24 protein-coding genes are annotated in these 26,707 nt (G+C 48.6%); 18 read left to right on the forward strand and 6 right to left on the reverse strand.

What is annotated here, in order from left to right:
* Positions 1–3: 3 nt before the first annotated feature.
* The 3 genes from fliH to fliF are packed head-to-tail and all read right to left on the reverse strand — an operon-like array spanning position 4 to position 3,503.
* The gene (gene fliH / locus ACXX82_RS21225; protein WP_322238165.1) at positions 4–807 is read right to left on the reverse strand and encodes a flagellar assembly protein FliH; all 804 of its coding nucleotides are present in this window, start codon (positions 805–807) and stop codon (positions 4–6) included.
* Entirely contained in the window at positions 764–1,759 is a 996-nt protein-coding gene (gene fliG / locus ACXX82_RS21230) for a flagellar motor switch protein FliG (protein ID WP_322238167.1), read from the reverse strand. Before fliG ends, fliH begins: the two co-directional genes overlap by 44 nt.
* Complete coding sequence (fliF, locus tag ACXX82_RS21235) at positions 1,752–3,503, reverse strand: flagellar basal-body MS-ring/collar protein FliF (protein ID WP_323507149.1); 1,752 nt, start codon at positions 3,501–3,503, stop codon at positions 1,752–1,754. The genes fliG and fliF overlap by 8 nt, the downstream gene beginning before the upstream one ends.
* A gap of 413 nt (positions 3,504–3,916) precedes the next feature.
* Between fliF and fliE the strand changes: the two genes are divergently transcribed.
* From fliE to ACXX82_RS21325, 18 genes are all read left to right on the forward strand, one after another.
* Positions 3,917–4,246 carry a flagellar hook-basal body complex protein FliE gene (fliE, locus tag ACXX82_RS21240; protein WP_322238170.1) on the forward strand — a complete coding sequence of 110 codons (330 nt, stop codon included), beginning with the start codon at positions 3,917–3,919 and terminating at the stop codon, positions 4,244–4,246.
* A 201-nt stretch (positions 4,247–4,447) separates the two neighbouring features.
* Positions 4,448–6,136 (forward strand): flagellin N-terminal helical domain-containing protein, encoded by a 1,689-nt coding sequence (locus ACXX82_RS21245; protein WP_322238172.1) that lies wholly within the window; start codon positions 4,448–4,450, stop codon positions 6,134–6,136.
* A gap of 348 nt (positions 6,137–6,484) precedes the next feature.
* Positions 6,485–7,948 carry a flagellar filament capping protein FliD gene (fliD, locus tag ACXX82_RS21250; RefSeq protein ID WP_458563653.1) on the forward strand — a complete coding sequence of 488 codons (1,464 nt, stop codon included), beginning with the start codon at positions 6,485–6,487 and terminating at the stop codon, positions 7,946–7,948.
* Positions 7,949–7,959: 11 nt separating this feature from the next.
* Positions 7,960–8,388, forward strand: coding sequence for a flagellar export chaperone FliS (fliS, locus tag ACXX82_RS21255; protein ID WP_322238177.1), 429 nt, complete (start codon positions 7,960–7,962; stop codon positions 8,386–8,388).
* A gap of 128 nt (positions 8,389–8,516) precedes the next feature.
* Positions 8,517–8,843: a flagellar protein FliT gene (locus ACXX82_RS21260; protein WP_322238179.1), complete on the forward strand. Its 327-nt coding sequence runs from the start codon at positions 8,517–8,519 to the stop codon at positions 8,841–8,843.
* A gap of 15 nt (positions 8,844–8,858) precedes the next feature.
* Complete coding sequence (gene fliK / locus ACXX82_RS21265; RefSeq protein WP_458563654.1) at positions 8,859–10,247, forward strand: flagellar hook-length control protein FliK; 1,389 nt, start codon at positions 8,859–8,861, stop codon at positions 10,245–10,247.
* 166 nt (positions 10,248–10,413) lie between these two features.
* Positions 10,414–10,701, forward strand: a complete 288-nt coding sequence (locus tag ACXX82_RS21270; RefSeq protein WP_322240638.1) for an EscU/YscU/HrcU family type III secretion system export apparatus switch protein — start codon at positions 10,414–10,416, stop codon at positions 10,699–10,701.
* 314 nt (positions 10,702–11,015) lie between these two features.
* The gene (locus ACXX82_RS21275; protein ID WP_458563655.1) at positions 11,016–11,669 is read left to right on the forward strand and encodes a response regulator; all 654 of its coding nucleotides are present in this window, start codon (positions 11,016–11,018) and stop codon (positions 11,667–11,669) included.
* Between the two features lie 337 nt (positions 11,670–12,006).
* Positions 12,007–12,519 (forward strand): chemotaxis protein CheW, encoded by a 513-nt coding sequence (locus ACXX82_RS21280; RefSeq protein ID WP_322238185.1) that lies wholly within the window; start codon positions 12,007–12,009, stop codon positions 12,517–12,519.
* Positions 12,520–12,696: 177 nt separating this feature from the next.
* Positions 12,697–14,556 carry a sensor histidine kinase gene (locus tag ACXX82_RS21285; RefSeq protein ID WP_458563656.1) on the forward strand — a complete coding sequence of 620 codons (1,860 nt, stop codon included), beginning with the start codon at positions 12,697–12,699 and terminating at the stop codon, positions 14,554–14,556.
* A 240-nt stretch (positions 14,557–14,796) separates the two neighbouring features.
* The gene (locus tag ACXX82_RS21290) at positions 14,797–15,642 is read left to right on the forward strand and encodes an Hpt domain-containing response regulator (RefSeq protein WP_322238189.1); all 846 of its coding nucleotides are present in this window, start codon (positions 14,797–14,799) and stop codon (positions 15,640–15,642) included.
* Between the two features lie 282 nt (positions 15,643–15,924).
* Positions 15,925–16,236, forward strand: coding sequence for a flagellar transcriptional regulator FlhD (gene flhD, locus ACXX82_RS21295; RefSeq protein ID WP_322238191.1), 312 nt, complete (start codon positions 15,925–15,927; stop codon positions 16,234–16,236).
* 63 nt (positions 16,237–16,299) lie between these two features.
* Positions 16,300–16,902 (forward strand): flagellar transcriptional regulator FlhC, encoded by a 603-nt coding sequence (flhC, locus tag ACXX82_RS21300; protein WP_322238193.1) that lies wholly within the window; start codon positions 16,300–16,302, stop codon positions 16,900–16,902.
* A 157-nt stretch (positions 16,903–17,059) separates the two neighbouring features.
* Positions 17,060–17,920, forward strand: a complete 861-nt coding sequence (motA, locus tag ACXX82_RS21305; RefSeq protein ID WP_322238195.1) for a flagellar motor stator protein MotA — start codon at positions 17,060–17,062, stop codon at positions 17,918–17,920.
* A gap of 94 nt (positions 17,921–18,014) precedes the next feature.
* Positions 18,015–19,031, forward strand: a complete 1,017-nt coding sequence (motB, locus tag ACXX82_RS21310) for a flagellar motor protein MotB (RefSeq protein WP_458563657.1) — start codon at positions 18,015–18,017, stop codon at positions 19,029–19,031.
* 234 nt (positions 19,032–19,265) lie between these two features.
* A complete protein-coding gene (cheA, locus tag ACXX82_RS21315; RefSeq protein WP_458563658.1) occupies positions 19,266–21,398 on the forward strand; it encodes a chemotaxis protein CheA in 2,133 nt (710 codons plus the stop codon).
* Positions 21,399–21,608: 210 nt separating this feature from the next.
* Positions 21,609–22,112 (forward strand): chemotaxis protein CheW, encoded by a 504-nt coding sequence (locus ACXX82_RS21320; RefSeq protein ID WP_458563659.1) that lies wholly within the window; start codon positions 21,609–21,611, stop codon positions 22,110–22,112.
* 284 nt (positions 22,113–22,396) lie between these two features.
* Positions 22,397–23,179 carry an SDR family oxidoreductase gene (locus ACXX82_RS21325; protein WP_458563660.1) on the forward strand — a complete coding sequence of 261 codons (783 nt, stop codon included), beginning with the start codon at positions 22,397–22,399 and terminating at the stop codon, positions 23,177–23,179.
* Between the two features lie 217 nt (positions 23,180–23,396).
* On the opposite strand, the gene ACXX82_RS21330 is transcribed toward ACXX82_RS21325, so the two are convergent.
* The 3 genes from ACXX82_RS21330 to ACXX82_RS21340 form a co-directional block, all read right to left on the reverse strand.
* Complete coding sequence (locus tag ACXX82_RS21330) at positions 23,397–24,407, reverse strand: SIS domain-containing protein (RefSeq protein WP_458564038.1); 1,011 nt, start codon at positions 24,405–24,407, stop codon at positions 23,397–23,399.
* Positions 24,408–24,432: 25 nt separating this feature from the next.
* On the reverse strand, positions 24,433–25,602 hold the full coding sequence (gene nagA, locus ACXX82_RS21335) for an N-acetylglucosamine-6-phosphate deacetylase (RefSeq protein WP_458563661.1): 1,170 nt from the start codon (positions 25,600–25,602) through the stop codon (positions 24,433–24,435).
* 148 nt (positions 25,603–25,750) lie between these two features.
* Entirely contained in the window at positions 25,751–26,659 is a 909-nt protein-coding gene (locus ACXX82_RS21340; RefSeq protein ID WP_458563662.1) for a glucosamine kinase nucleotide-binding domain-containing protein, read from the reverse strand.
* Positions 26,660–26,707 lie beyond the last annotated feature (48 nt).

Below are 26,707 nucleotides of genomic sequence, written 5' to 3' on the forward strand. Positions count from 1 at the left end.
TAATCATGGCGAATGATTAAGATTTTTTTCGCTGCGACCAAGTGCAGTCGTTATCCGGTGCCAGCGTGTTTCTAGTGTGGCGTCGATTTCACCGCTGGTCGCATGCACTCTACATCCGCCGCGGTTCAGACTGGGATCAGCGCGCAGCAACCAGCCCGCGGTTTGCAGGTCATCAGACAGATATTGTTTGACCAGCGTCAAATCTTCCGGATGCAGTAAAAGTCGGGGGTTGCCACTCAGGGCAGGCTCAGTTTGCAATAGCGACCGGACTGCTATCAGAATCAATTCTGGATCAGTCGCGAGTTCCCTTAAAACCAATTGTCGCGCAATGTCCAGCGCCAGGGTTATCAGATCATCGGCGATTTCTTTATCTACATTGCGTAAGGCGCTTGATAGCGAAGCCGTGAGCACACGCAATTGGCTTGCTTCACTTTCGCCCAGGGCAATAGCGTCGGCATAGCCTTGCTTTTGACCTTCGAGGTAACCTAACTTAAGGCCTTCTTCCTGGCCCGCCTGAACTGCTTCGGTCCGCAGTCGTGTCAGTTCGGCCTCATCAATCAGAAGCACGGGTTGGAGTTGTTTTAGAGTAGGTTCTTCATTAGCCGAAAGGTCTTGACTGGCGCTGCCGGGTGGAGGTGCGGCAGGTCCGGTTGTCTGGAATGATCCCATTTCCCAACGTTCCCACGCGCTTAAAGACTCTTTGGACTTTAAGGCGGTGGGTCGCTTGGCAAGCGACTTCGGTGGTGCTGACTTATGATCGAGATCAGACAAACGCGTCATCGCCTTGCCCGCCCATGATAATTTCACCAGAATCAGCTAAGCGCCGGACAATTTGTAGAATCACTTTCTGATGGGTTTCTACTTGAGACACACGTACCGGCCCACGTAGTTCTAAATCGTCACGTAACATTTCTGCAGCGCGTTGTGACATATTGTTGAGGAATTTGTCGCGTAATTCCTGCGGTGCACCTTTGAGAGCGATGATGAGTGTTTCCGATTCGATTTCTTTCAACAGCATTTGAATGCCGCGGTCGTCGATTTCCAGCAGGTTTTCGAACAGGAACATCTCGTCAACAATGCGTTGTGCCAAATCGTCATCGTAATTCCGTACGTGTTGAATGACCGACTCTTCCTGCGCACTACTCATTAAATTAAGCATTTCTGCGGCTGCGCGGACACCGCCAAGTCGACTGCGTTTTGTGCCATGTCCGGAAAGCAGACCAGACAATACTTCGGTTAGTTCATTCAATGCAGCAGGTTGTACACCACCAAAAGTAGCAATCCGGAGAACCACATCATGACGCAGACGTTCGTCGAGTAATTCCAATACTTTGGATGCCTTGCTGCGCTCCAGATGCACCATCATGGTGGCGATAATTTGCGGGTGTTCGTCGCGAATCAGTTCGGCGACTTCAGTCGCTTCGAGCCAGTTCAGGCTTTCGATACCACGCGTATGGTCGGCCGAATTGAGAATGTCTTCCATCAGGTCGGAGGCACGATCGCCGCCGACCGCTTTATTCAGAACGGCACGGATATAGCTACTTGAATCCAGACTGATGGCCGAGAATTGCTCGGTCTCTACCCGAAATTCGTCGAGTACCGTTGAAATGTGATCGCGCTTTACGTTACGCAATTGGGACATAACTACACACAGCGCCTGCACAGCCTGCGGTGTCATATGTTTAAATACATTGGCGGCGCCATCCTCGCCGAGTGATAACAGGAGGATTGCGCTTTTTTTGATTCCCTCGTTATCCATTGGCGTTCTTCCCTGAGTCCATCCAATTTTTAATCACCATCGCCACCAACTTTGGATCTTTTTCTGAAAGAGCTTTGGCATGCGTCAGATTTTCCTGATGACGCATGTTGGCACGCACTTGGGCTTCCGCACTCAAGGAGACAGTTTCTGCCGGGATGTCTTCGGCCGGTTCAGCATTGATTGGCAATGCCTGCGGTACTTCTAATGGTGGTGCCAGATATTTGCGCAATAATGGCCGTAGCACGCCAAACCACAACCAGAGGCCAAGTACAGCAATGAGCAGGTATTGGCCCAATGTCTTCCCCAGAGCGATATTTTCAGGTTGCTGCCACCATGGCAATACCGGTTCTACAATCTCGGAGGAAACAAACTGGCTATTGACAACATTGAGCGAATCGCCACGCTCAGTGTTGAAACCCATTGCTTCCCTGACGAGATTGCGCACTTGTTCTAGTTCAGCTGGCGGAATCGCTTGTGCAGCTATTTTTCCCTGAGCATTGCGAATGCCACGGTAATTGACGACAACAGCAACCGACAATCGTTTGATCCCGCCAGCGCTCTGCTGAACATGACGAATTGAGCGGTCAACCTCATAGTTGGTAGTGACATCGCGGCGTACGTTGCTGGAACCGCCAGTACTTGCAGGCCGATTGGCTGCGCCGATTGGATTTGCGCTTGCCTGCGTGGTTGATTGACCACCGGCGGCGGCCGTTGCGCCCGGCAATGGTCGGTTGGCGGCTGCGGTGACAATCGGTGCTGTTGGGTTGAGTGGCGGTTGATTCGATAAAGCGCCGGGAACGCCGCCTGCCGGAGTGGCGCCCTGTTGATTAGAGTCACTCGATTGCTGACTGCGGATTGCTGCTTTTTCCGGATCTTGATTTGGGCGATATTTTTCGTCGGTATTTTCGACTGTTGCAAAGTCAATGTCGGCCACAACTTGGGCCTTCACATTTCCAGAGCCGACAATTGGTTGCAAAATTGCTTCTATGCGACGAATATAGCTTTGCTCTATTTCCTGAGAAAACTTGAGTTGGCTCGCGTCCAGCCCGCGATTGCCTGCGCTTGGCACCGAAAGTAGATTTCCTGCTTGATCGACTACCGTGACGTTATTCGCGTTCAAGTCCGGCACACTGCTGGAAATCAAGTGAGCAATGGCGCTCACCTGGCCCTCATCAATTGCGCGCCCGCGATGTAGTGTCAGGATCACTGCGGCGCTTGGCTTTTGCTGATCACGGACAAATAACGATGGTTTAGGAATGGCGAGATGAATTCGCGCGGTAGCGACGGAAGAGATGGACTCTATCGAATGGGCAATTTCACCTTCTAATGCGCGTTGATAGTTAACCTGCTCAGCAAACTGACTGACGCCGAATTTTTGATTATCCATCAATTCGAACCCAACCGAACCGCCTTTTGGCAGCCCTTGCGAGGCCAGTTTGAGACGCGCGTCGTAGACTTGATCGGATGCGACCAAGACAGCGCCACCGCCGTCTGCAAATTTGTAAGGGATATTCATTTGCTGCAATGAAGCGATGATGGCGCCGCCGTCACGGTCTGACAGATTGCTAAACAGTACGCGATAATCGGGCGCACGCGTCCACAGCCAAAGGGCGACAATCGCGGCAATCACCGCCGCGCCGCCAATAATTATTGGTAACTTGGGATTAGCACGCAGTTGTTCTAATAATGAAAATTTATTTGTATCTGCTGCATTTTCTTTAGCGCCAGTCGAAGCTACGCTCATTCGTAGCCTCCGGAATTAAACGCGGTGGGCGTCAATAAAGATCGAAGCTGCGCTAGTTTCGATGTAAAAAAATGCAATATGTTTTTTTCGTTCACTTGTCGTTTCTTTACCGTTTTTTTGCCGTTTTTTTGTCGCTTCTGCTTAGGTGATAAAAAGCAGATTTCCTCATTTTTGAGAACGTGTTCCGGTTTTTGTATCGATTCAGCATCGATGCAAAATGCGCTGCCACTACTAATCTGTGCGGACAGCCTGTACGACTTTAACAATTGTCGACGCCTTGAGAGGCTTTTGATCAGTGGAATAGGATTGATTTTTGCCATCACTTGGCGCTTTGCCTGATTGGCATAGCTGGTACGCTTCATCACTTCGGGATACTAGGTGGATGAATGTGCCCAACAATAGAGGAGAGCAACATGGCGATAGCGGCAATTGAGTCGGTTTTGCAGCAATTACGGGCTACCGCGCAAGTTGCGGGAGCGTCTTCGTCTAGTGCCGCTAATCCTGTTGGGGAGTCGATTGGTGGTGGCTTTGCAGGTGAAATGAAAAAATCATTGGAGCGTATTAGCAATGCGCAAACGCACGCGATGGGTCAGGCGGAGTCGTTTGAACTAGGCAAACCGGGAGTTGCGCTCAATGACGTCATGGTGGATTTGCAAAAAGCCAATGTAGGCTTTCAAATGGGACTACAAGTTCGCAATAAAGTGGTAAGTGCTTATCAAGAGATTATGAATTTGCCTGCTTGATAGATTAGGTGACTAAGCTGAGCGTGTGGCGTTTTCCTAAGTGTGTGAGGTTTTTTTGAAGCGACCCTACAGTTTTAGATGTCTATTGCCGATAACCTGATTAACGGTGGCTTGCACATAATGGTGGCTTGCACAATGTACAGGTCCAACGTTACGGCAACGTAGCCGGCATCCATCAATTTTGCAAATAGGAGTCGTACCATGGCATCAGTCATTAACACCAATTCCCTTTCGCTGCTGACCCAAAACAACCTTACCAAGTCACAGTCTTCGTTGAGTACCGCGATTGAGCGCCTATCGTCCGGTTTGCGGATTAACAGCGCTAAAGATGATGCGGCAGGTCAAGCAATTGCTAACCGCTTCACAGCAAACATCACCGGTTTGACCCAAGCCTCACGTAACGCGAACGATGGTATCTCGCTAGCGCAAACCACTGAAGGCGCGTTGACCGAAGTTAACAATAACTTGCAACGGATTCGTGAGCTGGCGGTGCAGGCAGCTAACGGTAGTAACTCCGGCAGCGATCTGAAGTCGATTCAGGATGAAATTACCCAACGTTTGGCGGAAATTGACCGTACATCGGCACAAACTGATTTCAATGGCGTCAAAGTATTAGCCTCAAACAAAGCGCTCTCCATTCAGGTTGGTGCAAACGATGGTCAAACCATTGACATCAATTTGCAAAAGATGGACACCACTGCGCTAGGTATGAACGGCTTTAACGTCGATGGCTCAGGAACGGCGAACTCAACGGCAGCGGTTAAAGACTTAAAAGCAGCGGGTTACGCAGCTGGGACTGTTACCAACGGCACGACAGCGTATACCAAAGCATATGGCGCATCGGACGCTGCGACGCTGTCGACAGTATTTGGCAAGATTGCAAGTGGCGACACGGTCACGGATTCTGTTAATCCAACCGCTTCGTATAAATCTAACGGTACAAGTTTTGACTTTGCCGATACGGCACGTAGTCTTGCCAAAGTACGCACGGATTTAAAGCCAGCTGCAGGCGCATTCACAACAATCAATGTAAAAATTGGTGGTACCTCACAAGATGCCAAAATTGATTCAAGTGGTAAGTTAACGGCAGCCGATGATGGTTCCGTTCTTTATCTTGATGCAACTGGAAACCTGTCAAAAACTAATGCTGGTAGTGATCCGCAAGCGAATATCAATGGCGGTACGGGTACCGGTGATATTCTTGAAAGTATGAGTAAGACAGGTGGTACAAGTGGTGTAATCACTTCAGGTGCAGCCAAATACACACTGACTGTAGCCACTGCTACTGTAGGATCTACTGGTCTCAATATATCCAACTCAGCGTTGAGTTCGCAACTTAGTGCTAGCAGCGCTACTGTTGGTAGTACGATGGCTATCACGCTTGCTGGAACTAAGTACGATGTCAAAAATACTGCTGGTACTGTAGCAGTCACTGATGATGCTTCAACCAAAGCAGTGAATGTTGATATGAATGGTGCGCTAACGACTGATACTGCTGCAACATTGTATGTGCATGACAATGGCACTGTCACCGATAGCGCTTCTAACCAGGTCTACAACGACTCTGCACATGCCGATAAGTTCACGTTAAATAAAGGTAGTGGCAGCACTGCTACCGCCAACGCGTTATCGGTCATTGATGCTGCGCTGTCGAACGTTGACGGTTTGCGTAGTTCATTGGGTGCGGTACAAAACCGTTTTGCATCCACGATCTCTAACCTTGGTACAACTATCGTCAATTTGTCTTCTTCACGTTCACGTATTGAAGATGCAAATTACGCGACTGAAGTGTCGAACATGACGCGCGCTCAAATCTTGCAACAAGCCGGTACTTCGGTGTTGTCGCAAGCGAACAAGACAACGCAAAGTGTTCTGTCGTTGTTGCAATAAATTTATCAGAAGTTGCCGTCAGCGATTAGTTCGCTGACGGCAGTGGGGTGATCGATTATGTTGCTGGATCGTGAATCCGATAAACAAGCATTTAGACAGTCCTGGATTGCCTATCTGCTTGTGTTGTCTGCTTCCGTTACTTACGTTAACCAGTCTGGCTTTTGCTAATTGTCAAAGGCGTGAGTGGTTAGCGAATGGTTGAAGTGCTGCACGTGACATATCGATTTAATTTGGTTAGCAGTATTGCCGCTAAAAAACGGTAAGTCGCGAATCTAATATCTATACCGCTTAATTAGCTTTTGCATAAGTTAATAGAGCGACGCAAATGACAGAATTTGGAGATTTATCATGACAGGGATTGTTACCGATGGTATTGGGTCCGGACTTCAGCTTGGCCCTTTGCTGGATCAGTTAAAGGCCGCTGAGCAGATTCCACTTCAGGCGTTGCAGGCGCAGTCGGTCAGTTATACCTCTAAATTGTCAGCCTACGGGACGTTGAGTAGTCTGCTGAATAATTTCCAGACGGCGTCCAGCGCGCTTGCTGCATCCGCTTTGTATCAGACAGTGAAAGCGACTTCAGGTTCGGCCAGTGTGCTGACGGCAGTTGCGGGCGCGAACGGCGCTGCCGGTTCATACGCTATTAACGTATCGCAATTGGCGCAAGCCCAAACGCTGGCAGCTGTCGGCCAGGCCAGTGCTAAAACGTCGATTGGTAACGGCACGGTGACGATTCAGTTCGGGAAAGTGTCCGGCGGCACGCTCGATCCATCGACTGGCAAATATAGTAATGCGACGTTCGCGGCAGATGCTAGTCGTGCTGCCGGTTCGGTGACGATTGATAGTTCCAGTAATACGTTAGAAGGGATTCGTGACGCCATTAATAAGAGTACGACGCTGGGAGTAACAGCGACCATTGTGAATGATGGTGGTACTAACCCAAACCGTTTGGTACTGACATCAAATACGACTGGTGAAACTTCCAGTATGCAGATTTCGGTAACTGGTGATGCGGCATTGGAAAATCTTTTGTCGCAAAATGTGGGTGGTGGCAATCAAAATATGCAGGAGACGGTGTCTGCCATGAATGCGAAACTGACCGTCAATGGCATCGCTATTACGAGCGCCAGTAATACGGTGACGGATGCGATTCCAGATGTGAGCATGACCCTTGTTTCAGCAGCTAATACGACACTTACCGTGGCGCGCGATACCACTGCTGTCTCGACAGCCGTAACGGCGTTCGTAACTGCTTATAATAATTTACAAAAAGCCGCTACGACATTGACTGCGTATGACGGGACCAGCAAAACTGGGGCTGTACTATCAGGTGACTCCGTCTTACGCTCAATACAGAGCGGCATTCGTTCATTACTGACTACGCCGCAAAATGTCACTGGAGGTAGTACAGGTGGATTCGCCTCCCTCTCGCAAATTGGTGTTTCTCTTCAGACCGATGGCACGTTGTCCATCGATTCAGTTAAATTGAGTAAGGCACTGAACACTAATCTGGATAGCGTTGGAGAATTATTTAGCGGGACCACAGGCAATAGCGGCACTGGTTTGGGGACGCAGTTAACGACATTGTTGAAAGGTTTTAACGCTACAGATGGGATGTTGACGGCGGCTACTTCCGGTGTCAATAAGACGCTGGATGATCTCAGCAAGCAATACAAGGTCATGTCTGCGCAAATCGACGATACGATGGCGCGCTATAAAAGTCAGTTCACTGCGTTGGATTTGATTGTCACCCAACTAAATGCGACAAGCACCTATTTGACCCAACAGTTCGACGCAATCAACAATACGAAATAAGGTAGATAGCCATGTACTCGTCACAAGGTTCCAAGGTGATCAATTCAGGCGCACAGGCCTATGCAAAGATGGGTGTCGAAAGTGCCGTTATGAGCGCCTCGCCACACCACCTCATTACCTTGCTGTTTGATGGTGCCAGGACCGCTATTAACATGGCACGCCATCATATGGTTAATAAAGAGATCGTTGCCAAGGGCAATGCCATTTCTAAAGCGATTAATATTATAGATAACGGCCTGAAGGCAAGTCTTGACGCTGAGATAGGCGGTAAGGATGGCGCTGAACTGGTAGCGAATTTGTCGGCTTTATATGACTATATCAAGCAGCGTTTGATGTTCGCCAACTTGCGTAACGATCCTGCGCTGTTGGATGAGGCGGCTCGCTTACTGGAAAATATTGGCTCAGCGTGGCGTGAAATTGATCCAAATAAGAAGAGTTGAAAGAAGCCCCGACGATACCGCTGGAAATTTTAGTAATGGGTACTCGTCTGGCAACTCAGTCAAGCACGCCGTTTAGTTTCAACATTGCGCTAAAGTGAACCGATAGAGCAGCACAACAAGAGAATGCGATGAGATGTCAAAGCGATGTAATACATTGTTACGAGCAAATTAAACCCATCACCGGCCGCATGCTGGCATTGGCTCGGGCTGGTGATTGGGACGCAATGCCACCGCTGGAAGAGGAATTTAGAAGATATGTTAATCATCTCAAAACGATAGAGTCGAGCTATCCACTTGATCCGTCTGAGTTGGAAAAGAAATACTTATTACTCCGACAAATATTGGCTGATGATGCCGAGATCCGCGATCTGCTGACGCCGCAGGTTGCACGATTAGGTATTCTAATGGGAAATCTACGGCGTCAGCAGAATCTCAATCAGGCCTATGGTCGATAGCGTTGGTCTGGTCGTATGAGTGGCATTACACCTATTGTCGATACGGTGCTGGCAACGACATTGACGCAGCGCCTCGATCTGGTTCCCCTCAAGTCTGCGTTGCAGCTTTCCGAGCCCACCGCGGTGACCAATGCTGGCGCAGTCAACAACGACCTTCGTCTTCCTTCTCGCGCTGCAACGGACACGCAATTGGGTCGAGGTTTGCAGCCAATGCGTGGCGCTGCAGATGTGGTTTTGTATTCCGCTGAGACGCCACCCACATTGAGTGCCACCGCGCGGGCTATTAGTGCTATTTTGGGCGGCCCTCAAAATGGTCCCGGTTCAGCGGTCTTCATTAAGGGAGAAGCGCCGTTATTGCCGACCATGCCGATAGATGGTCGCGCCTCTTTGCCATTGCACTTGCTGGCATCTGTTTTGGCGAGAGTGGTATCCCACAGTGGCTTGTTTTACGAATCCCATCTGTTGCAATATTCCAGCGGCCGTCGTTCACTGGCACAAATGGCGCAGGAGCCACAGGCGCGACTCGGCACACTGGTGCAAAGCCGTCCAGAGTTATTTGGCGCGAATGGGACGCGTGCAGATTTGCCGTTATGGGCCGAGCAGGCCAGGGGAATGTCTTCTGTACTCGCCACGACTACGAGCAGCCGTTTATCCGGTTTTTCGATGACTTCCGGTTCACAGGATCCGACAGGGATAATGGAATCTGACCATGGCGTCACCACTGACCGCTCCTCGGCAATCGCGCCGCATGTACCACAGCAATTGACTAATCCTTCTCTACCTAATACGTTGGGTACCAGCATGCTGAGAGCTTACAGCGGGCAATATACGCAAAAGGATACAGATCCCTCAAAAAGTGATTCCAGCGATGACAATGGGACGAACGACATAGTATTGTCGGAGAAAAATTCGGCCCCCTCGATATCTCAAAATGATAAAACGTCTGTTATTAATTCTATGACCGCAGAAATGCGTCCTGATGCGGCAGAGTTGGTCCGTCAACAACTTAATTTTCTGGCGTCTCCGGTGTTTCGTTGGCAAGGCGAGGCATGGCCCGGTGCGTCTATGGAGTGGGAGTTGAACCAACAGCATACGCAGCGTAAAGATCAACCCAATTCACAAAATGCCCAGATTGATCCAGCGGTAGTTGGATGGAGTACCTATTTGAAGCTGAATCTGCCTTCTTTGGGAACGTTGGAGTTACGATTGCATTTGGCCGGACAAAGCATTGAAACCAACATCGTGGTCGGCGATAACACAAACGCTAACCTGCTGCGCGATCACACTGCTGATTTGCGTAGTCGTTTTATTGCTAGTGGCCTGGATGTGACGTCGTTACAGATATCAACCTCAGAGTCAACGGGCGCGGATGTTGAGGATGATAATGTTGTAAAAAAACGTTAAAACTATTTAAACAATCTAACCAGCAGAATAAATCTCGCCGATACTGTAATATTACAATAGAGAAACATTTGTGCAGTTTAAAACAATATCATTGAATTTTGTCTAAGCATAATCGGCGCAATGCACGCAGGTTGCGATAGAAGCCTGGCAAATAAAAAGGTTGAGTATGGAGGCTTTTGATGTGGCGAAGCGTCATAGTGCGGTAGCGCTCTCCTACTCAGGCAAAGAGTCGGCACCAATTGTTGTGGCTAAAGGTTACGGCGTTACTGCTGAAGCGATAGTGGAACGCGCACGAGAACATGGTCTATACGTTCATTCGTCACCGGAGTTATTGAATTTATTAATGCATGTTGCGCTGGATGAGAAGATTCCTCCCCAGCTTTATCATGCAATTGCGGAGTTGCTGGCATGGCTCTATAGGCTTGAGGGAGGCCCGGTAAGGGAGGCCCGGTAAGGGAGGGGATGCCGAATGACAAACGATAAAGGGTGGTGGGGACATGCGCAATCGTTTGCCTGGATTGATATAACGTTATCTAAACACAAATAGAGATTCTGACGCAAAAAAAAGCGAGTCTCTTTACATGCGGGATGTTCGCTGAAGGAGTGTGCTCTACGATTGCGGCAATCTAATGAAATTTCCTTTTTTTGGAAATTTATTTATAGTTGAACACAACAGGTGCTTTGGTATCGATGGACTGGTGACGTAAATTGTTTAAATAAACGTTGCACCATCCACGATAGCGAGTTGCCATTGTCTGGCAAAAAGTAATGAATACGAACGTTGTTTCATCAATCCGGGTCGTGATTGCAGATGATCACCGGATTGTCAGAAGAGGGTTAGCGCACATTTTGAGTGCGAGTCCGGGCATAACAGTGGTTGGGGAGGCCAGTGACTATGTCGGTATAACGCAGATATTGCGAGAACAACCTTGCGATGTATTATTGCTCGATATTTCGATGCCGGGGAAAGATGGTATCGAAATTTTGCATTTGCTCAAAAAACGTGAGCCAATGTTACGGATCATGGTTCTCAGTAGCCATGGTCCGGAAAAATTTGCAGTGCGTGCGCTGAAAGCTGGCGCTGCCTGTTATCTGACCAAAGATGAGGCACCAGACGAACTTATTGAAGCTGTTCGGGTGGTCGCTCGCGGTAAAAAATATATTACCGAGGGAATGGCAGAGTCTCTGGCGAATCACGTTGTCGATGAAGATGACCTGATGTCGCATCAAACGCTTTCTGATCGTGAGTTTCAAACCGTCCGGATGATCGCATCAGGACAAACACGCACTGAAATTGCCCAAACTTTATCGATCAGCCCTAAAACTGTCAGCGTGTATCGCTCACGGGTATTTGAAAAAATGGGTATTCGCACCAATGCGCAGCTAACGCAATATGTCATTAAGCATGGCTTGCTTGATTAAACCGAAAGGTATCGCAGATATCAAGTTTTAATAATTCACTTTCGGAGGTCTTTTAAGTCATCGTCAGTGCGGCCTTTAGATAAATCTGGCGCCGCCAACAATGATTGGATTATCAGCTAACGTCGTCTAGAGCGGGAACTAAGTCTGATTGATAGTCCAAATTAAGTTCTATTCCATGCCTTTTTCCCCGTATCAGCATGCGGTGGATGTGTTTATATTTGATGTTCCAGTGTGATTGTTATGCGCGTGTCGGTGCCGAGACCCCTGTGAACTAAATGATGCTTTACATTTGACAAGGATGAAGTCTATGCCGCATACCGCAATAACCGAAGCCAAAATGCTAAACCAACCTCAGACACAGTTTCATACACGAAAATCTGCTGCACGGCAGGAAGCTGTCGGACGTGAATTTTTGATTTTTACTTTGGGTAAGGAAGAGTACGGGATCGATATTTTAAAGGTGCAAGAATTACGTGGTTACGACAACGTCACCCATATTGCCAATGCTCCTGATTTTTTAAAAGGGGTCATCAATCTTCGTGGAATTATTACTCCGATTATTGATATGCGCATCAAGTTCGGGCTTCACGCGGACGCCTACGATCAGTTTACTGTCGTCATTATCTTACGTCTCTACGACCGTGCTGTGGGCATCGTTGTTGATAGTGTTTCTGACGTGATTACCCTGTCGTCAGAACAGATCAAGCCAGCGCCTCAAATGGGGATGCTGGTCAATACCGACTATTTGATCGGATTGGGTACGGTTGATGCGCGTATCCTGATTTTGATGGAAATTGATAAGCTGATGTCATCCGATGAAATTGGCATGTTTCAGAAACTGACAACATGATCAGGTTTTAACGGCGTGTGGTTATGACCATTCCGAAGTATCGATGTCAGTCTGGTTATATTATATGAATGGTGCGTAGTCTCATTTATTAACGCCTTATTGACGCCACTTCACGACATCCTTTTTTCATTTCGCTATAGCGATGATTTTATCTGAACCGATAGTCTGGCAACCGTAATGCAACGATTCAACCCTCGCCGATCACACCGGTACAATCAGACCAAGACTGGAAGTATTTTTTCTGGAATCCGGTATTTTCGACTTCTCAACGTCATCGTGATAATGGTTGTCGTGACGATCGGTTATATCTGGCTGCATGCCGGTTATCAAATCGGATTTGAATTTGATAGGGATCTTAATGAAGCCCAGCGCGACAGGGTGGTATTGGTTGGGCACTATGTGAAGCACCTCGTCCACGAGATTGACGAACGAGATCGTATGTTAAGACAGGTGCGTGCGGACTATGGCATTAGTAGTGAAAAATTTACACAATCGGCTCAGGTCCAGGAAAATCACTTACCAGCGCGCGCATTGTCGGCGCGCTCGTCCTCGCAAATTCCTCCTCAACCATCTTTAACGCAAAGGTCCTTAACTCAGCGCTATGCTCCTGCATATGCCGGTCTTTATAACGAGTTAGCGATTGTTGGTGAAAATGGACACGTGGTCGCATCAACAGCGATTCCGACAGTGACTAAAGTAAAGATGGCGGAAGGTGTCGATCTGAGCCGGCAGGAACTGTTTATAGCGAACCGTGATAGCAGCGAAGATATCCTGAGAATAGGAAAACCATATCAGACACCCGGAACCAGTCAATGGGTGATGACCATGTCGCGTCGCCTATTGTCGCCAGCTGGCGAGTTTGCCGGTATTGCACTGATACGATTTCCTATTGAGCAGATGTCCTATTTTTATCGCAATACTGAGCCTCTCAGTAATAGCGAAATATTTGAACCTGGACATGTAAATCTGGACGCCGAAAGTGCGATTGAGCGAGTTGTACTATCTTCCATCATAGGACTGCCGGTGTTGACAGATGGGGCTTCAATGGTGAAGCCGATTGATCAATCTCATAATCCGAGAAACACGGGTGATGGTTTTCCTGCCGCAGACCCGTTGGCGTCGCGCGCAATCGTTTATAAACTAGGTCCTTATCCCATTTTGGTATCGGTCGTTTTTGCGCAATCGGCGGTAATTCCCTCGCAATTTACGCATCAAATTACTAACTACATCACGTTTGCTTTGGTGCCGACTTTATTGATATTAATCCTCGTATTCTTTATTTATAGAACGATTAAACGACAGTATTTTGTTGTCAAAAAATACGATATCATGCGGCGCCGCGCGGTTGATGCAACCAAGAGAAAATCACGCTTTCTTGCCACTGTAGTGCACGAGTTACGGACGCCACTAACTAGCATACAAGGTTATTCAGAGCTGGTACGTGATGGTAGTACGGATGATTTGAGTCGAGAATTTAACGATCTGATTCATCAAAGTGCAGTCCATCTTCATAGCTTGTTGAACACTTTGTTTGATCTGGCAAGAATTGAGGCTGGAAAGGTGGTGATATTTCGGGAGTCTATTGATTCGGTGACTTTCTTTAACTATATTTGCGCCGTACACCAACCGGCAGCAAAAAAGAAAAATTTGAGTTTTGGCATGCTGCTGGCTACAGATTTGCCAATACAATTCTTTAGTGATCGGATGCGACTCTCACAAATACTAAACAATTTGTTAGACAACGCAATTAAATTTACGGCAAAAGGGGGCGTCTCGCTAGAAGTCGTTGTGGTGAAAGGAAAAATTCGGATCAAAGTGCTAGATACCGGTTCTGGTATAGAAAAAAAGGATTTGGCGCATTTGTTTGAATATTTTTACCAAACAGATACGGTGAGAGTGCAACGTGGCGATGGCTTGGGGCTTGGACTGTCGCTCGCCAAGGAGTTCGCAGAACTTATTGGTGGCGCTATCAGTATCGAATCACAGCTAGGTGTTGGTACCGTTGTGGAACTCACCATTCCTATCGATTCACGCTAGTCACCAGCCTTCATTTTGCGTAATGCCGGAGTACTTTTAAATCGGCGCAGTAACACATCGCATGATGTAGGGAATAGTGCATTCTGCTGCTGGTTCACTCAAGAAAGTAATTATGAGACTATACAAATGTTGTTACTGAGGGCATCACCGCTGTTACTATTATTTCAGCCATACCAGCAACCGCAGCGGTTGCTGCGACGACCGCCATTTGTCTTTTCATCAGTGAATCACTGACACGCGATGTGTTCCTACCTTATTCTTGTCGTCGAAGACAATCCCATTAATCGTCGCCTGTTGCAAGTGCAACTGGCGTCTGAGGGCTGGCAAAGCGAGGTCGTAGAGACAGGCGCAGCGGCGCTGTCCTGGTTACGCAAACGTCATGCTGATAAACAAGCCTGGCCTTCAGCGATGGTGACGGACTATGTGCTGGAAGATATGACGGGCGTACAACTGCTTCATAGAGTGCGGGAATGGGAAGTGGAACTGGCGGGAGCTGATGCTATGGATAGTACGGCACTTGCGCCTATTCCCGTCCGATTACCGCTACCAATGATTCTATATAGTGGAATGTCTCTTGATTTTTTAAAGACCAAATCACGTGGGCTAGATTGCCTGGCCATTATCACTAAGCCGATTGGTCGCCGACAATTGCGGGATGCATTGTCACCATTGATCAACCGCCGTACATCCACGCGTTACTCTTTTGCGCGATCCAGATTGCCGAATGATCCGTCGCCCTTAGCTGAGTCGTATAACTCTCTCAGTGTGGTAATAGCGGATATGCCGATGGATTTGCTAATTGAATTGCTGCAGTTTGGTGAGGAAGGATTAATATGCATCCGCAATAGCCTTCGCATCGGGGCATTGGATCAGGCCGCGAGTGTCGCTCATGGAATAAGGGGAGCGGCGGGGATATTGCGGTGCGTTCAAATCGCACAATCGGCGACAGAAATTGAAACGCAGGCGCGGCTTGGAATCGCAACACATTTAGATAGAGGATGCAATCATCTTCAGATCGGGCTAGAACATCTTCGCCGACACATCGCCTTTTCGGAGCAAGTCCACAATACCCAGGTTAGTCGCTGACTTCCTGACCTAACTGACCCATTTTTCACACTCCGTGTATCCGATCAGGCCATTGCTGCGATCAATTTCGTTTGCATGGCTTGATCGTGAAATCGTGATCATTCTTTTTGTAGGAATAATTCCTACAAGCGATAGCCCAAATATTTCATTTAGATTAAGAAGAGTGCCGACTCTTTTTGCGTCAAATATATTTCATAATTGCCGTGTGGAAAGTTGAACTAAAATAAAACGTTATATTTTTTTCAGTTTTATGGAAGTGTTGTTGTCGTCTAGGGGAATTAAATGGGTGGCCTTGGCAGTGAAATCGGGGAAGTAAACTTATCTTATTTATTGTTGGCACAGCGCTTGTTAAGGGAGGACCGCGCAACAGCAATGTTCCGTCTGGGGTTGTCAAAGGAGTTAGCCGAGCTAATCAGTGATTTGTCTTTATCGCAAGTGATTAAACTTGCGGCTTCGAGTTTATTGTTATGTCGCTTCCGTTTCGATGACCACGCCATCTTGTCGTCATTAACCCACGAGGGCAAAGATAACAGTCTGCAGCAGGCACACGCCGCTATTCTGTTGGCTAGTCAAGAGGTTGAAGGCATTCATTGATGAAACTTCAACTTGATGGAATTTACGCAAGCTTTGATGACTATTGGCTTCTGAAAGTGCTTCATGGCTAGCAAAAGCGTGATTCTTGAAGCACAGGAAATTCAGCTGGCAATGGATTTGATCAAACTTGGTGCGCGCTTACAGTTTTTAGAGGCTGAGACCAGCTTGAGTCGTGATCGGCTCATAAAACTATACAAAGAAATCAAAGGGATGTCGCCCCCTAAGGGATTGTTGCCGTTCTCTACCGATTGGTTTATGACATGGATGTCTAATATTCATTCGTCTATGTTCTACAACATCTATCGTTTTATGATTACGCATGGAGAGTGTAAGCAGATTGTTGCCGTTATAAAAAGTTATCGGCTTTATCTGGAGCAGGTACAGCAACAAGGCGGTGAACCGGTACTCGATTTCACTCGCGCCTGGACGCTTGCCCGCTTTTTCGACAGTGGCATGTTGCAATTGACTCCCTGTAGCCGTTGTAAAGGCCATTTTGTGGCGCATGCGCACGATCCTCAACAGGGATTCGTTTGTGTCTTGTGTCGCCCCCCTTCGCGCGCGGGCAAGACCCGCAAATTAGCTGCTAGCAACAAAGCAGAAGCAGAGGCTCTACAGCACAAACTTAATCACCACCACCACGGAATACGCCATGCATCCGTGGCCTGACGGCGTCGTTGCTTTGAAAGATAGTGTGCAATTGCCGCTCTGCCAGCGCTGCCGGATTCATCAATACGTGGCACCGAAAGGTTCAGTTTCATAGATTGAACCCGCATATTGGCGGTATTTTTGCTGCCCGGTGTGGTTTTTTATAAGGGGATGGATAGTGCTGGTTTTAATTGGTTATATCGTGGTGGCAGTATCCGTATTCGGGGGCTATGCACTGTTGGGTGGCAACCTCGGCGCACTCTATCAGCCGGTAGAATTATTGATGATCGCCGGTGCGGGTATTGGCGCATTTGTGGTCGGTAATAATGGAAAGGCAATCCGTGCCACGTTGAGAGAACTTCCTAAGTTGTTACGCAGCTCTAAGCACGATAAAGCGCTTTACATGGAGTTGATGGCGCTAATGTACGTGCTGCTGGCAAAGGGCCGTAAAGATGGGATGCTGGCACTGGAGTCAGATATTGATGATCCATTGAATAGTCCGCTGTTTGCACAATATCCGATGATTTTGAGCGACGCTAACGTGATTGAATTTTTGACCGATTATCTGCGTTTGATTATCAGCGGTAATATGGATTCGTTCGAAATTGAATCCCTCATGGATCATGAAATAGAAACCTATAAACATGAATCCGAGGTTCCTGCCCAAAGTTTAGCTAAGGTAGGTGACGCTTTGCCTGCATTCGGTATTGTCGCTGCAGTCATGGGCGTAGTCCATGCGCTGGCCTCCGCCGATTTACCGCCAGCACAAATGGGGATGTTAATTGCCAACGCGATGGTGGGTACTTTCCTTGGTATTTTATTGTCCTACGGTTTCGTATCGCCGCTGGCGACATTGATCGAACATCAGGTTGCTGAGTCTGCCAAACTATATCAATGCATGAAGGTAACTCTGCTTGCTAGCCTGAACGGATACGCGCCGCAACTGGCAGTTGAATTCGGTCGAAAAGTATTGTATTCGACAGAGCGGCCATCCTTTTCCGAACTCGATCAACATGTGCGCGAAGTGAAGAATCGGTAAGTGGATTATTGACCGGTTGCATGAGCGCCGCGCGCATAGACGGCGATCAAATACATAAAATAATTTATTAGGACGATGGACATGCGGAGATGGTATGAGTAAGGGGCAACATCGCATTGTCATAAGACGTTCCGCACCTGTCAAACCGCCACAACATGGTGGTAGCTGGAAGATTGCATACGCTGATTTCATGACCGCGATGATGGCCTTTTTTCTGGTGATGTGGTTATTGTCGATATCAACCCCGCGGCAACTTGTTGGCATCGCAGAATACTTTCGGACGCCGCTAAAGGTAGCCATTAACGGCGGTGACCGTAGCAGCATGAGTAATAGCGTGATACCTGGCGGCGGCCGCGATCCAACGCGATCGGACGGCGAAGTTAATCGGGCAGCAAAGGTTGCCGCTGATCTTGTCGGTGCAGGCAATGCTAGTGATGCCAGTGATAACAAACGCCTGCGCGAACTTAAGAAGCGGCTCGATTTGGTAATTGAAGCCAACCCTTTGCTTAAAAAATTTAAACCGCAATTACTGATTGATATTACGACCGAAGGTCTGAGGATTCAGATTGTGGATAGTAAAAAACGGCCAATGTTCAATCTGTCAAGCGCTACGGTCGAGCCTTACATGCGCTTAATTTTGCGAGAAATCGGGCCGGTTTTAAGCGAGTTGCCAAATAAAATTACTCTGTCTGGCCATACCGATGCCACGCCTTATGTGGCGAGTGAGAGAGCCTATAGCAATTGGGAATTGTCGGCCGATCGCGCCAATGCATCGCGTCGCGAGTTGATTGCCGGTGGGATGGCAGAGGACAGAGTGCTGCGGGTTATGGGTGTTGCTTCGAGCATGCATTTAAACAAGGCAGATCCATTCGATCCGATCAATCGTCGCATCAGTATTGTCGTGCTGAATCGCCATTCGCAGGAGCAGATTGAATATGAGAATGCGACTGGAAATGAAGTGCAAACTGTCGGTTCGAAGTCGCGCATAGTAAATGGTAGCAATGCTGGCAGCGACACCAGCGTTGGTACAGATACGGCCACGATCGGCCCCGGGCGTCCTGATGTGGTAACACAGTTACGCAAAATGGTACCGTCCAAACCGTCACCCTGACGTTAGAAGTTAGGCGACGATTTCGCCAATCCCTGGCAATCGGGCTGCGTGGTAAAGCATTTACTTCATCACCAATAAGCGCCGGCATATCCTCACAAAAAAAATTATCCTTTAGGTATTCAGAAAACCCATTTGCGTCCGTAATACCGTATGCAGCAGTATTTGCGAAGTAGCGAGCATGCCGTATTTAAGGCGTTAAAAAATAGGCAGTATTGAGCAAGGATGTGAGTGCCAATGGACATAACCGAGTTTTACCAGACCTTCTTTGAGGAGGCAGAAGAATTACTCGCCGAAATGGAGCAATTGCTACTGGGCCTTGATCTTGACGCCCCTGACAATGAGCATTTAAATGCTATTTTTCGTGCCGCACATTCAATTAAGGGTGGTGCTGCAACGTTCGGATTCGTCGCATTGACTGATACGACCCATCTTTTAGAAAGTTTGCTGGATCGGGTACGACATCAGGAGTTGATATTGCACAGCACAATGATCGATGTATTTTTGGAAACAAAAGACGTGCTACAAGAGCAATTAAATGCCTATCGGGTTGGCGTCGAACCAGCGCCGGAAATGGTCGCTCGTATTTGTTTGGTATTACAACATTTGGCGCAGGAAGAGCTGAGGAAACAAGGATTGTCAGACATTCCTGTTAGACCTGTATCCGTTGTGATGCCAATCACGCCCATTCTCCCTAATCCTCTAATCATCGTTGATGCAGAGGATTTGGCCCAGCAGAATGATTCATCAAAATCCATCTGTTTGAAGGTGCGATTTTCTGGTCTGGTCGACAGCGACCATTCGTGGTTGATCGCTGAAATGGCAAACTTAGGCGATGTGCTGGCACAGACGCAAAGTGACGATAGCTTGGTAGTCTGGCTTAGAACTTCCTGTGAACCCGATGACATTATTGCAGTATGTTGTTTTGTTATAGACCTGGATCAAATCGAAATTACACGTGAACTGGCGGAGAGAGTCGAGACTTTAGTCGCTCCACTACAATCCGAAGTGTTGCCATTGCCGCTGGTTTCGCCTCCATCTATTACCGAAGCGCAAATAAAGGTTTTGATTACCACCGCGGGTTTCAGCGATGTTGCGTCTGCGGCTACCTTAATGCCAAATATAGCTGCTGAGGCTAACGTTGATGCTCCTGAATCTATTATTTTCAATCCGGGTACGTCCGCGAGCGCTGGAAGTACTAAAGAATCGAGTTCAATTCGTGTCGATGTAGACAAGGTTGATCAAATTATTAATTTGGTCGGAGAACTAGTGATCACGCAATCGATGCTGGTTCAAACCGCTTCGACCCTGGATTCAGTCATCCACGAGCAGCTATTAAGCGGCATGGCGCAGTTACAACGTAACGCCCGTGATCTTCAAGAATCCGTGATGTCGATTCGCATGATGCCGATGGATTATGTATTCAGCCGGTTCCCACGTCTGGTGCGTGATCTGACCGTCAAACTAGGTAAAGAAGTGCAACTGGTGACGGTTGGTAAAACGACGGAACTTGATAAGAGTCTGATTGAGCGCATCGTCGACCCATTGACGCATCTGGTACGAAATAGTCTCGATCACGGTATTGAGCGAGCAGAGCAGCGAATTGCTGCTGGCAAAGATCCGGTTGGTGAATTGGTTCTGTCGGCGCAGCATCAGGGCGGCAATATAGTGATCGAAGTCAGTGACGATGGTGCGGGTTTAAGCCGTGAAAAAATCCTCGCTAAGGCCATCCAGCAAGGCATGCCGCTGCTGGACGTGGCTAATATGACGGATGAGGAAGTTTGGCAGTTGATATTTGTTCCCGGATTTTCGACTGCAGAAAAAATAACCGACGTTTCCGGGCGCGGTGTTGGGATGGATGTTGTTAAGAGGAACATTCAGGAGATGGGCGGATATGTCGAAATTTTTTCCCATGAGGGCAAGGGCAGTACGGTCAAAATCATATTGCCATTAACTTTGGCGATACTGGATGGGATGTCGGTCAAGATTGGAAACGAAGTATATATTTTGCCCCTGAATTACGTGATTGAGTCGTTACAACCACGTTCGGAAGACATACATTCTGTCGCTAATGACGAGCAAATCATGCACGTACGCGGTGAATATTTGCCGCTGACTGAGTTGTATCGCGTGTTTGATGTTCCGCATGCTCGCACCGATCCCACAAAAGGCATTGTAGTGATTGTGCAGGCAGATGGCCGACGCTTTGCCTTGTTGGTGGATCAACTGGTCGGTCAACATCAGGTTGTCGTTAAAAATTTGGAAACAAATTATCGTAAGGTTCCAGGCATTTCGGCTGCGACTATTTTAGGGGATGGCAGTGTGGCGTTGATTGTTGATGTCTCGGGCCTAAAGAGTATTAATCGATAAATATGGGCCTTATATCGATGTTAAAAATGTTGCCTAAAGTATTGAAAAAGGTATTGAAAAAGATTCTACAGCCGATCCAGCTAGCTCCAGGCAGTGCCGATATCTTGCTTTGTTAGATAAGTATATAAGTCCTTGCGGCTAGGTTACGTAATCAATGATGACGTAACAAATGGTTATGCAACAACTGCGCGTCGAAGATTGGAGAAAGAAATGATGGCAATAAATGTAGCAGATGTGCTTAATGCAGTAACAGACGGAGACGGTGAAAAATTTCTGGTCTTTACGTTGGGCGCGGAAGAGTACGGAATTGACATCCTGCGCGTTCAGGAAATTCGAAACTATGAGGAAGTGACACGGATTCCCCACGCGCCGACGTTTATAAAAGGCGTCAGCAATTTGCGTGGGATTATTGTGCCGATTGTCGATTTTCGCATTAAATTAAAACGCGATAATATCCATCAAAATGACGATACTGTTGTGATTATTTTGAATATCAGGAACCGTGTCGTAGGAATACTCGTCGATGGCGTTTCGGATGTTTTAACATTAACCACAGATCAAATAAGACCCGCACCCGAGTTTTGCGCGACATTATCAGCCGAGTATTTGACCGGCCTTGGTGCGCTGGAAGATCGTATGCTTATTTTGCTGGATATTGAAAAATTGATGTGTAGTAAAGATATGGCATTATTCGATACAAAGATCGCAGCCTGACGATCAAACTGTTTGAAATTGTTGATATGGCATATTCATAGGGTCGATCGAAATAGGCACCCAAAGTTTTGATAGGTTTTATGCTTCATCTGGTTGACTAAAGCTTTAATCGGTAAAAGACTTGTTCATGTTATCTCTACTCACCGTCGATTCATCGCATGTTGCAGTTGCGACAGAGGATTTGGATGGCAGGCAATTGCTTGTCTGTAATTGAGAATGTTAGCGAGATGGTTGTTAAAATATGTGCATAATATCAAACACATTAACGACCAAGGACAATCAACATGACGTCAACTCTGACATCAACTACGCACCCGAATCAAAAAGTTGCTCTCGTCACTGGTGCAGGTTCGGGGATCGGTAAGTACATTTCTCTCGCACTGCTCAACAATGGCTATTCTGTCGTATTGGCAGGACGGCGGCTTGAGGTGCTTAACGAAACCGTTATTGCAGCAGGTGAGTTCGGCGTCAATGCGCTGCCGATATCAGCAGATGTGAGTGATCCTGCATCGGTTAAATTATTATTCTCCCAAGCCCGGTCGCGTTTTGGACGACTTGATCTATTAATTAATAATGCCGGTGTTTTTACGCCATCGGTCTCGCTTGAAGATGTTGAGTATGCCGACTGGAAAGCCTCAGTGGATATCAATTTGACTGGCGCATTTTTGTGTACGCAAGAGGCTTTTCATCTAATGAAGGTGCAGCAACCGGGTGGCGGCCGGATCATTAACAACGGCTCGATTGCAGCACATGCGCCGCGGCCAAATTCAGTGGCCTACACCGCAACTAAACACGCCATGACCGGCCTTACCAAGGCTACCTCGCTAGATGGACGCAAATACAATATCGCTTGTGGACAGATTGATATCGGCAACGCCGCTACCGATATGACCGAGCGGATGGGAAGTGGAATCTTGCAGGCCAACGGGGAAATGGCAGCTGAACCAAGAATGTCGGTGGAGCATGTTGCGCAGGCGGTGTTATATATGGCGGGACTGCCGTTAGACGCTAACGTGCAATTTATGACGGTGATGGCGACTAATATGCCGTTTGTTGGTCGGGGATAAAGTTGCTCATTGCTTTGTTGCGGTCTTGTGAGCGGTAGTTGTTTAACGATGTCTCGACATCAGTAGATGTACATCTCAACCGGCGCGACAGTCGATGCTTCTTGACATGGATTGGCGAACCGGTTGGATGAAGTATCTACAGTGGCTGCCGTCAAGCCGTGGTTTGTAAATGACGCGAAGCTCTCTAAAGCTCAAAGCAAAAATGCTCCTTGTATCTCTAACTGGTTTTCGTGATCTTGCTCAGATGGCGCGGTCGGTCGGGGTCCATACCGCGCGCTAACGATAGGTGTGCGGCCATGACATAAAATGCTTGAATGGCGACGACGGGATCCAGATCGGGGGTCGCTGCCACGGGAAGTGTCAGGTTACGCTCTGCGATGTCATCAGGTGCGGCTAACAGGACCTTTGCTCCGCGTCCACGCATTTCTTCTGCCAGTTTGAGTAAACCTGCCTGTGTTGGGCCGCGGGTGGCGAATATGAGAAGCGGGTATCCTTCGTTGATGAGCGCCATTGGGCCGTGTTTGATTTCGGCACCGCTGAATGCTTCTGCCTGAATCGCCGACGTTTCCTTGAATTTCAACGCTGCCTCTAACGCCAGCGGAAAACTGATCCCGCGCCCGACCACCATGATGTTAGTGGCGGGAATTAATACTTCTAGTGCGGCTGACCAGTCACACTGGGTTGCTGCATCCAAAGATTCCGGCAATGTGTCGAGAGCGGCCAGAAATGTTGGATCGTCTTGCCAATGCCCTGCAAGTAGCGCTCCGGCGACCAGACTGGCAATAAAGCTTTTAGTCGCGGCGACGCTAAGTTCTGCACCGGCATGTAATGGCATCGCCCATTCGGCACTGGTTGCCAACGGAGATGAGGCGTCATTCACGAGCGCAACTGTGGTCGCGCCACCGTCGCGGAAGTAGCGAATCGGGGCAATCACGTCGGGACTTTGGCCCGATTGAGAAATGGCAATGGCGAGTGCATCACGCGCTACTAATGGCGCGTTGTTCAGAGTGACCAAAGACATTGGTAAGGATGCGACGATGCGACCAAGGCGGGCCATGATCAGATAAGCGCAATAACTGGCCGCGTGATCGGAACTACCACGTGCCACGGTCAGAATACTGGTCGGTGGTTCGGAGCGCAATCTACGTCCAAGTTCTGCGTAGCGATCACGATCTTGCTTTAGCTGCGCGGCAACATGGGCGCTGGCGGAACACGCTTCTTCAAGCATGCGCGATGATGGGGCCGATGATGAATTAATTGGTGTTGGCGGCGTTGAGGTCAATCTGTTCTCCTTCTACATACACTGCTGTGAGGTTAAGCTGGCGATCAAATACCAGAATATCGGCGAAGCAGCCGGTTTTAAGGCGACCACGTTCTGTGATCCCAAGATAATCAGCAGGATAGGTTGAGGTGCGTAACGAGGCTTCGGCCAAATCGAGCCCGAGCGATACCAGATTCCGCAACGCCTGATCCATCGTGAGCGTGCTACCCGCCAGTGTGCCGTCCGCCAGGCGCACGCCACCCATACATTTATGGACGACTTGCCGTCCCAGCATATATTCACCATCTGGCATGCCGGATGCAGCGGTTGAATCAGTTACACAATACAAACGTGGAATAGCGCGCAATGCCGCTTTGATCGCGCCGGGATGTACGTGCAACAAATCAGGTATCAGTTCGGCATACTCGGCATGTGCCAGTGCTGCACCGGCCATGCCGGGAGCGCGGTGATGGAACGCGCTCATGGCGTTGAACAGATGGGTAAATCCAGTCGCGCCATTATTTAGCGCAGCCACGCCATCCTCGTAAGTGCCCAGCGTATGCCCGATTTGTACGCGCATGCCGCTTGCACTGAGTGTCTTCACCAGTTCCAGATGACCATCCACTTCTGGCGCTATCGTAATGAGTTTAAGCGGTGCAAAGCTACGTAGCCAGTCAACTTGCTCCAGCGTTGCTGCGACGGCGAAGTCGGGCTGCGCACCCAGTTTTCCGGGATTAATATAGGGGCCTTCCAGATGCGCGCCAAGTATCCGCGCACCACCGTCACAGCGTTGCAGACATGCGCGGCCGATAGCGCTCAATGCGGCCTCAAGATCTGCTGCCGGTGCGGTCATAGTGGTCGCCAGCATACTTGTGGTGCCATGTTGTGCGTGCATTCTGGCGATTAAGTGCACGGCATCGCCTGCGTCCATCACGTCTTTACCGCCACCGCCATGGACGTGACAATCGATAAAGCCGGGCAAAATAAACTGATCATAGGGCGAATGTCCTAAGGGCTTAATGCCGATGGGCAATGGCAGGCTCGGATCAAAGTCCAGGGTTTCGCCGCTAATATCAGTAATCAAATCGTTGAAGCTGATTGCACCGGCGACCCAGCCTTGCGCAGTAAGCACGTTGCCATGAAGTTGGGTGGTGAAGGGCATCAAATTTTCTCCGTTATGAGGGTGTAAATGACAGCGGAAAATACGTCTCTATAGTGTTTATGACGGTTCTTCATTCCGCATCTAAGCGAGACAAAGTTGATTTGAACATGCATAGTGAGGTCATCGTAAAAATTGTCAATTTTCAACATCATTGCTCCAGATGTTGACGAATGAGTAGCAATCCGCCGCTTGCCGAGTCAGCTTCTGGCGGAACGGTGCGCAATTGTAAAGTCTGCGGGAGATAGTCTTTCAATACATGCGCGAGGCCGCCGCACAACGCTAACGGTAATTGCTCTGATACATCCAGAGCAAGCGCCATTTTGGCGATTTCATTACCCGCTCTCCAGAGCATATTTCTCGCCACCTCATCATCCACCGCATGCTGGAAAATAAAGGGTGCTAATTGCGCGTACATGCTCTGATTGGCATTTGCCAGCCAGGCTAGGACGCTGTCCCGATTGCTTTTGTCAGTGCCATCGCCGCCGCAATGTCGGATGATGTTCGTCGCCAAAATACTTTGGGGCGTCCGATCATCAAACACTTGTTGCACATGATTGATTGCCAATATTCCTAACCAGGCGCCACTTGCCTCATCGCCAGAAGGAAACCCCCATCCTCCAATAATGTGTTGGACTCCATCGGGTTTTAGCACCGCGCCAATACTTCCCGTGCCTAACGCGATGATCGCGCCCGGGCGACCCTGATGCGCACCGAGAAGGGTGGTAATGGCGTCTGAGGCTACGGCAATGCTGCCAAATCCTGGATTCAGTGCAGTGAATTCTGCTGCCCAAGACGGGACGTTAACACCGGACAAACCAAAGCCAGCAGCGATTCCGCTGTAAGAAGGGGCTGAAATGCCCGCTTTATGAAAACCTGCCTGTATCGCCAATCCTATTGCCGCCCACGCCTTATCACGGCCATGCATGAGGGCGGATGGCCCAGCGGTTGCTTCTGCAATCACGCTGCCATCTGCACGCGCAATACGAATCTGGGTTTTGGTGCCACCACCGTCGATCCCGATCAAATACTCGTAAGCTGAGTCAAGCGCTGTATTCACTTCAAGTCCTGTTTGTTGTGGCATAAAGCAAAAGTTTATCTATTTTTG

It is taken from the genome of Glaciimonas sp. GNP009, from assembly GCF_054343755.1.

Coding starts and splice junctions, on each gene's coding strand:
- fliF (WP_323507149.1), bottom strand. CDS start 3,503: ATGAGCGTAGCTTCGACTGGCGCTAAAGAAAATGCAGCAGATACAAAT.
- motB (WP_458563657.1), top strand. CDS start 18,015: ATGAGTAAGGGGCAACATCGCATTGTCATAAGACGTTCCGCACCTGTC.
- fliK (WP_458563654.1), top strand. CDS start 8,859: ATGAGTGGCATTACACCTATTGTCGATACGGTGCTGGCAACGACATTG.
- ACXX82_RS21245 (WP_322238172.1), top strand. CDS start 4,448: ATGGCATCAGTCATTAACACCAATTCCCTTTCGCTGCTGACCCAAAAC.
- ACXX82_RS21320 (WP_458563659.1), top strand. CDS start 21,609: ATGATGGCAATAAATGTAGCAGATGTGCTTAATGCAGTAACAGACGGA.
- fliS (WP_322238177.1), top strand. CDS start 7,960: ATGTACTCGTCACAAGGTTCCAAGGTGATCAATTCAGGCGCACAGGCC.
- fliE (WP_322238170.1), top strand. CDS start 3,917: ATGGCGATAGCGGCAATTGAGTCGGTTTTGCAGCAATTACGGGCTACC.
- fliG (WP_322238167.1), bottom strand. CDS start 1,759: ATGGATAACGAGGGAATCAAAAAAAGCGCAATCCTCCTGTTATCACTC.
- ACXX82_RS21270 (WP_322240638.1), top strand. CDS start 10,414: ATGGAGGCTTTTGATGTGGCGAAGCGTCATAGTGCGGTAGCGCTCTCC.
- fliD (WP_458563653.1), top strand. CDS start 6,485: ATGACAGGGATTGTTACCGATGGTATTGGGTCCGGACTTCAGCTTGGC.
- nagA (WP_458563661.1), bottom strand. CDS start 25,602: ATGCCCTTCACCACCCAACTTCATGGCAACGTGCTTACTGCGCAAGGC.
- ACXX82_RS21290 (WP_322238189.1), top strand. CDS start 14,797: ATGTGTTCCTACCTTATTCTTGTCGTCGAAGACAATCCCATTAATCGT.
- cheA (WP_458563658.1), top strand. CDS start 19,266: ATGGACATAACCGAGTTTTACCAGACCTTCTTTGAGGAGGCAGAAGAA.
- ACXX82_RS21285 (WP_458563656.1), top strand. CDS start 12,697: ATGCAACGATTCAACCCTCGCCGATCACACCGGTACAATCAGACCAAG.
- ACXX82_RS21325 (WP_458563660.1), top strand. CDS start 22,397: ATGACGTCAACTCTGACATCAACTACGCACCCGAATCAAAAAGTTGCT.
- ACXX82_RS21330 (WP_458564038.1), bottom strand. CDS start 24,407: ATGCTTGAAGAAGCGTGTTCCGCCAGCGCCCATGTTGCCGCGCAGCTA.
- flhD (WP_322238191.1), top strand. CDS start 15,925: ATGGGTGGCCTTGGCAGTGAAATCGGGGAAGTAAACTTATCTTATTTA.
- ACXX82_RS21260 (WP_322238179.1), top strand. CDS start 8,517: ATGAGATGTCAAAGCGATGTAATACATTGTTACGAGCAAATTAAACCC.
- ACXX82_RS21280 (WP_322238185.1), top strand. CDS start 12,007: ATGCTAAACCAACCTCAGACACAGTTTCATACACGAAAATCTGCTGCA.
- ACXX82_RS21275 (WP_458563655.1), top strand. CDS start 11,016: ATGAATACGAACGTTGTTTCATCAATCCGGGTCGTGATTGCAGATGAT.
- flhC (WP_322238193.1), top strand. CDS start 16,300: ATGGCTAGCAAAAGCGTGATTCTTGAAGCACAGGAAATTCAGCTGGCA.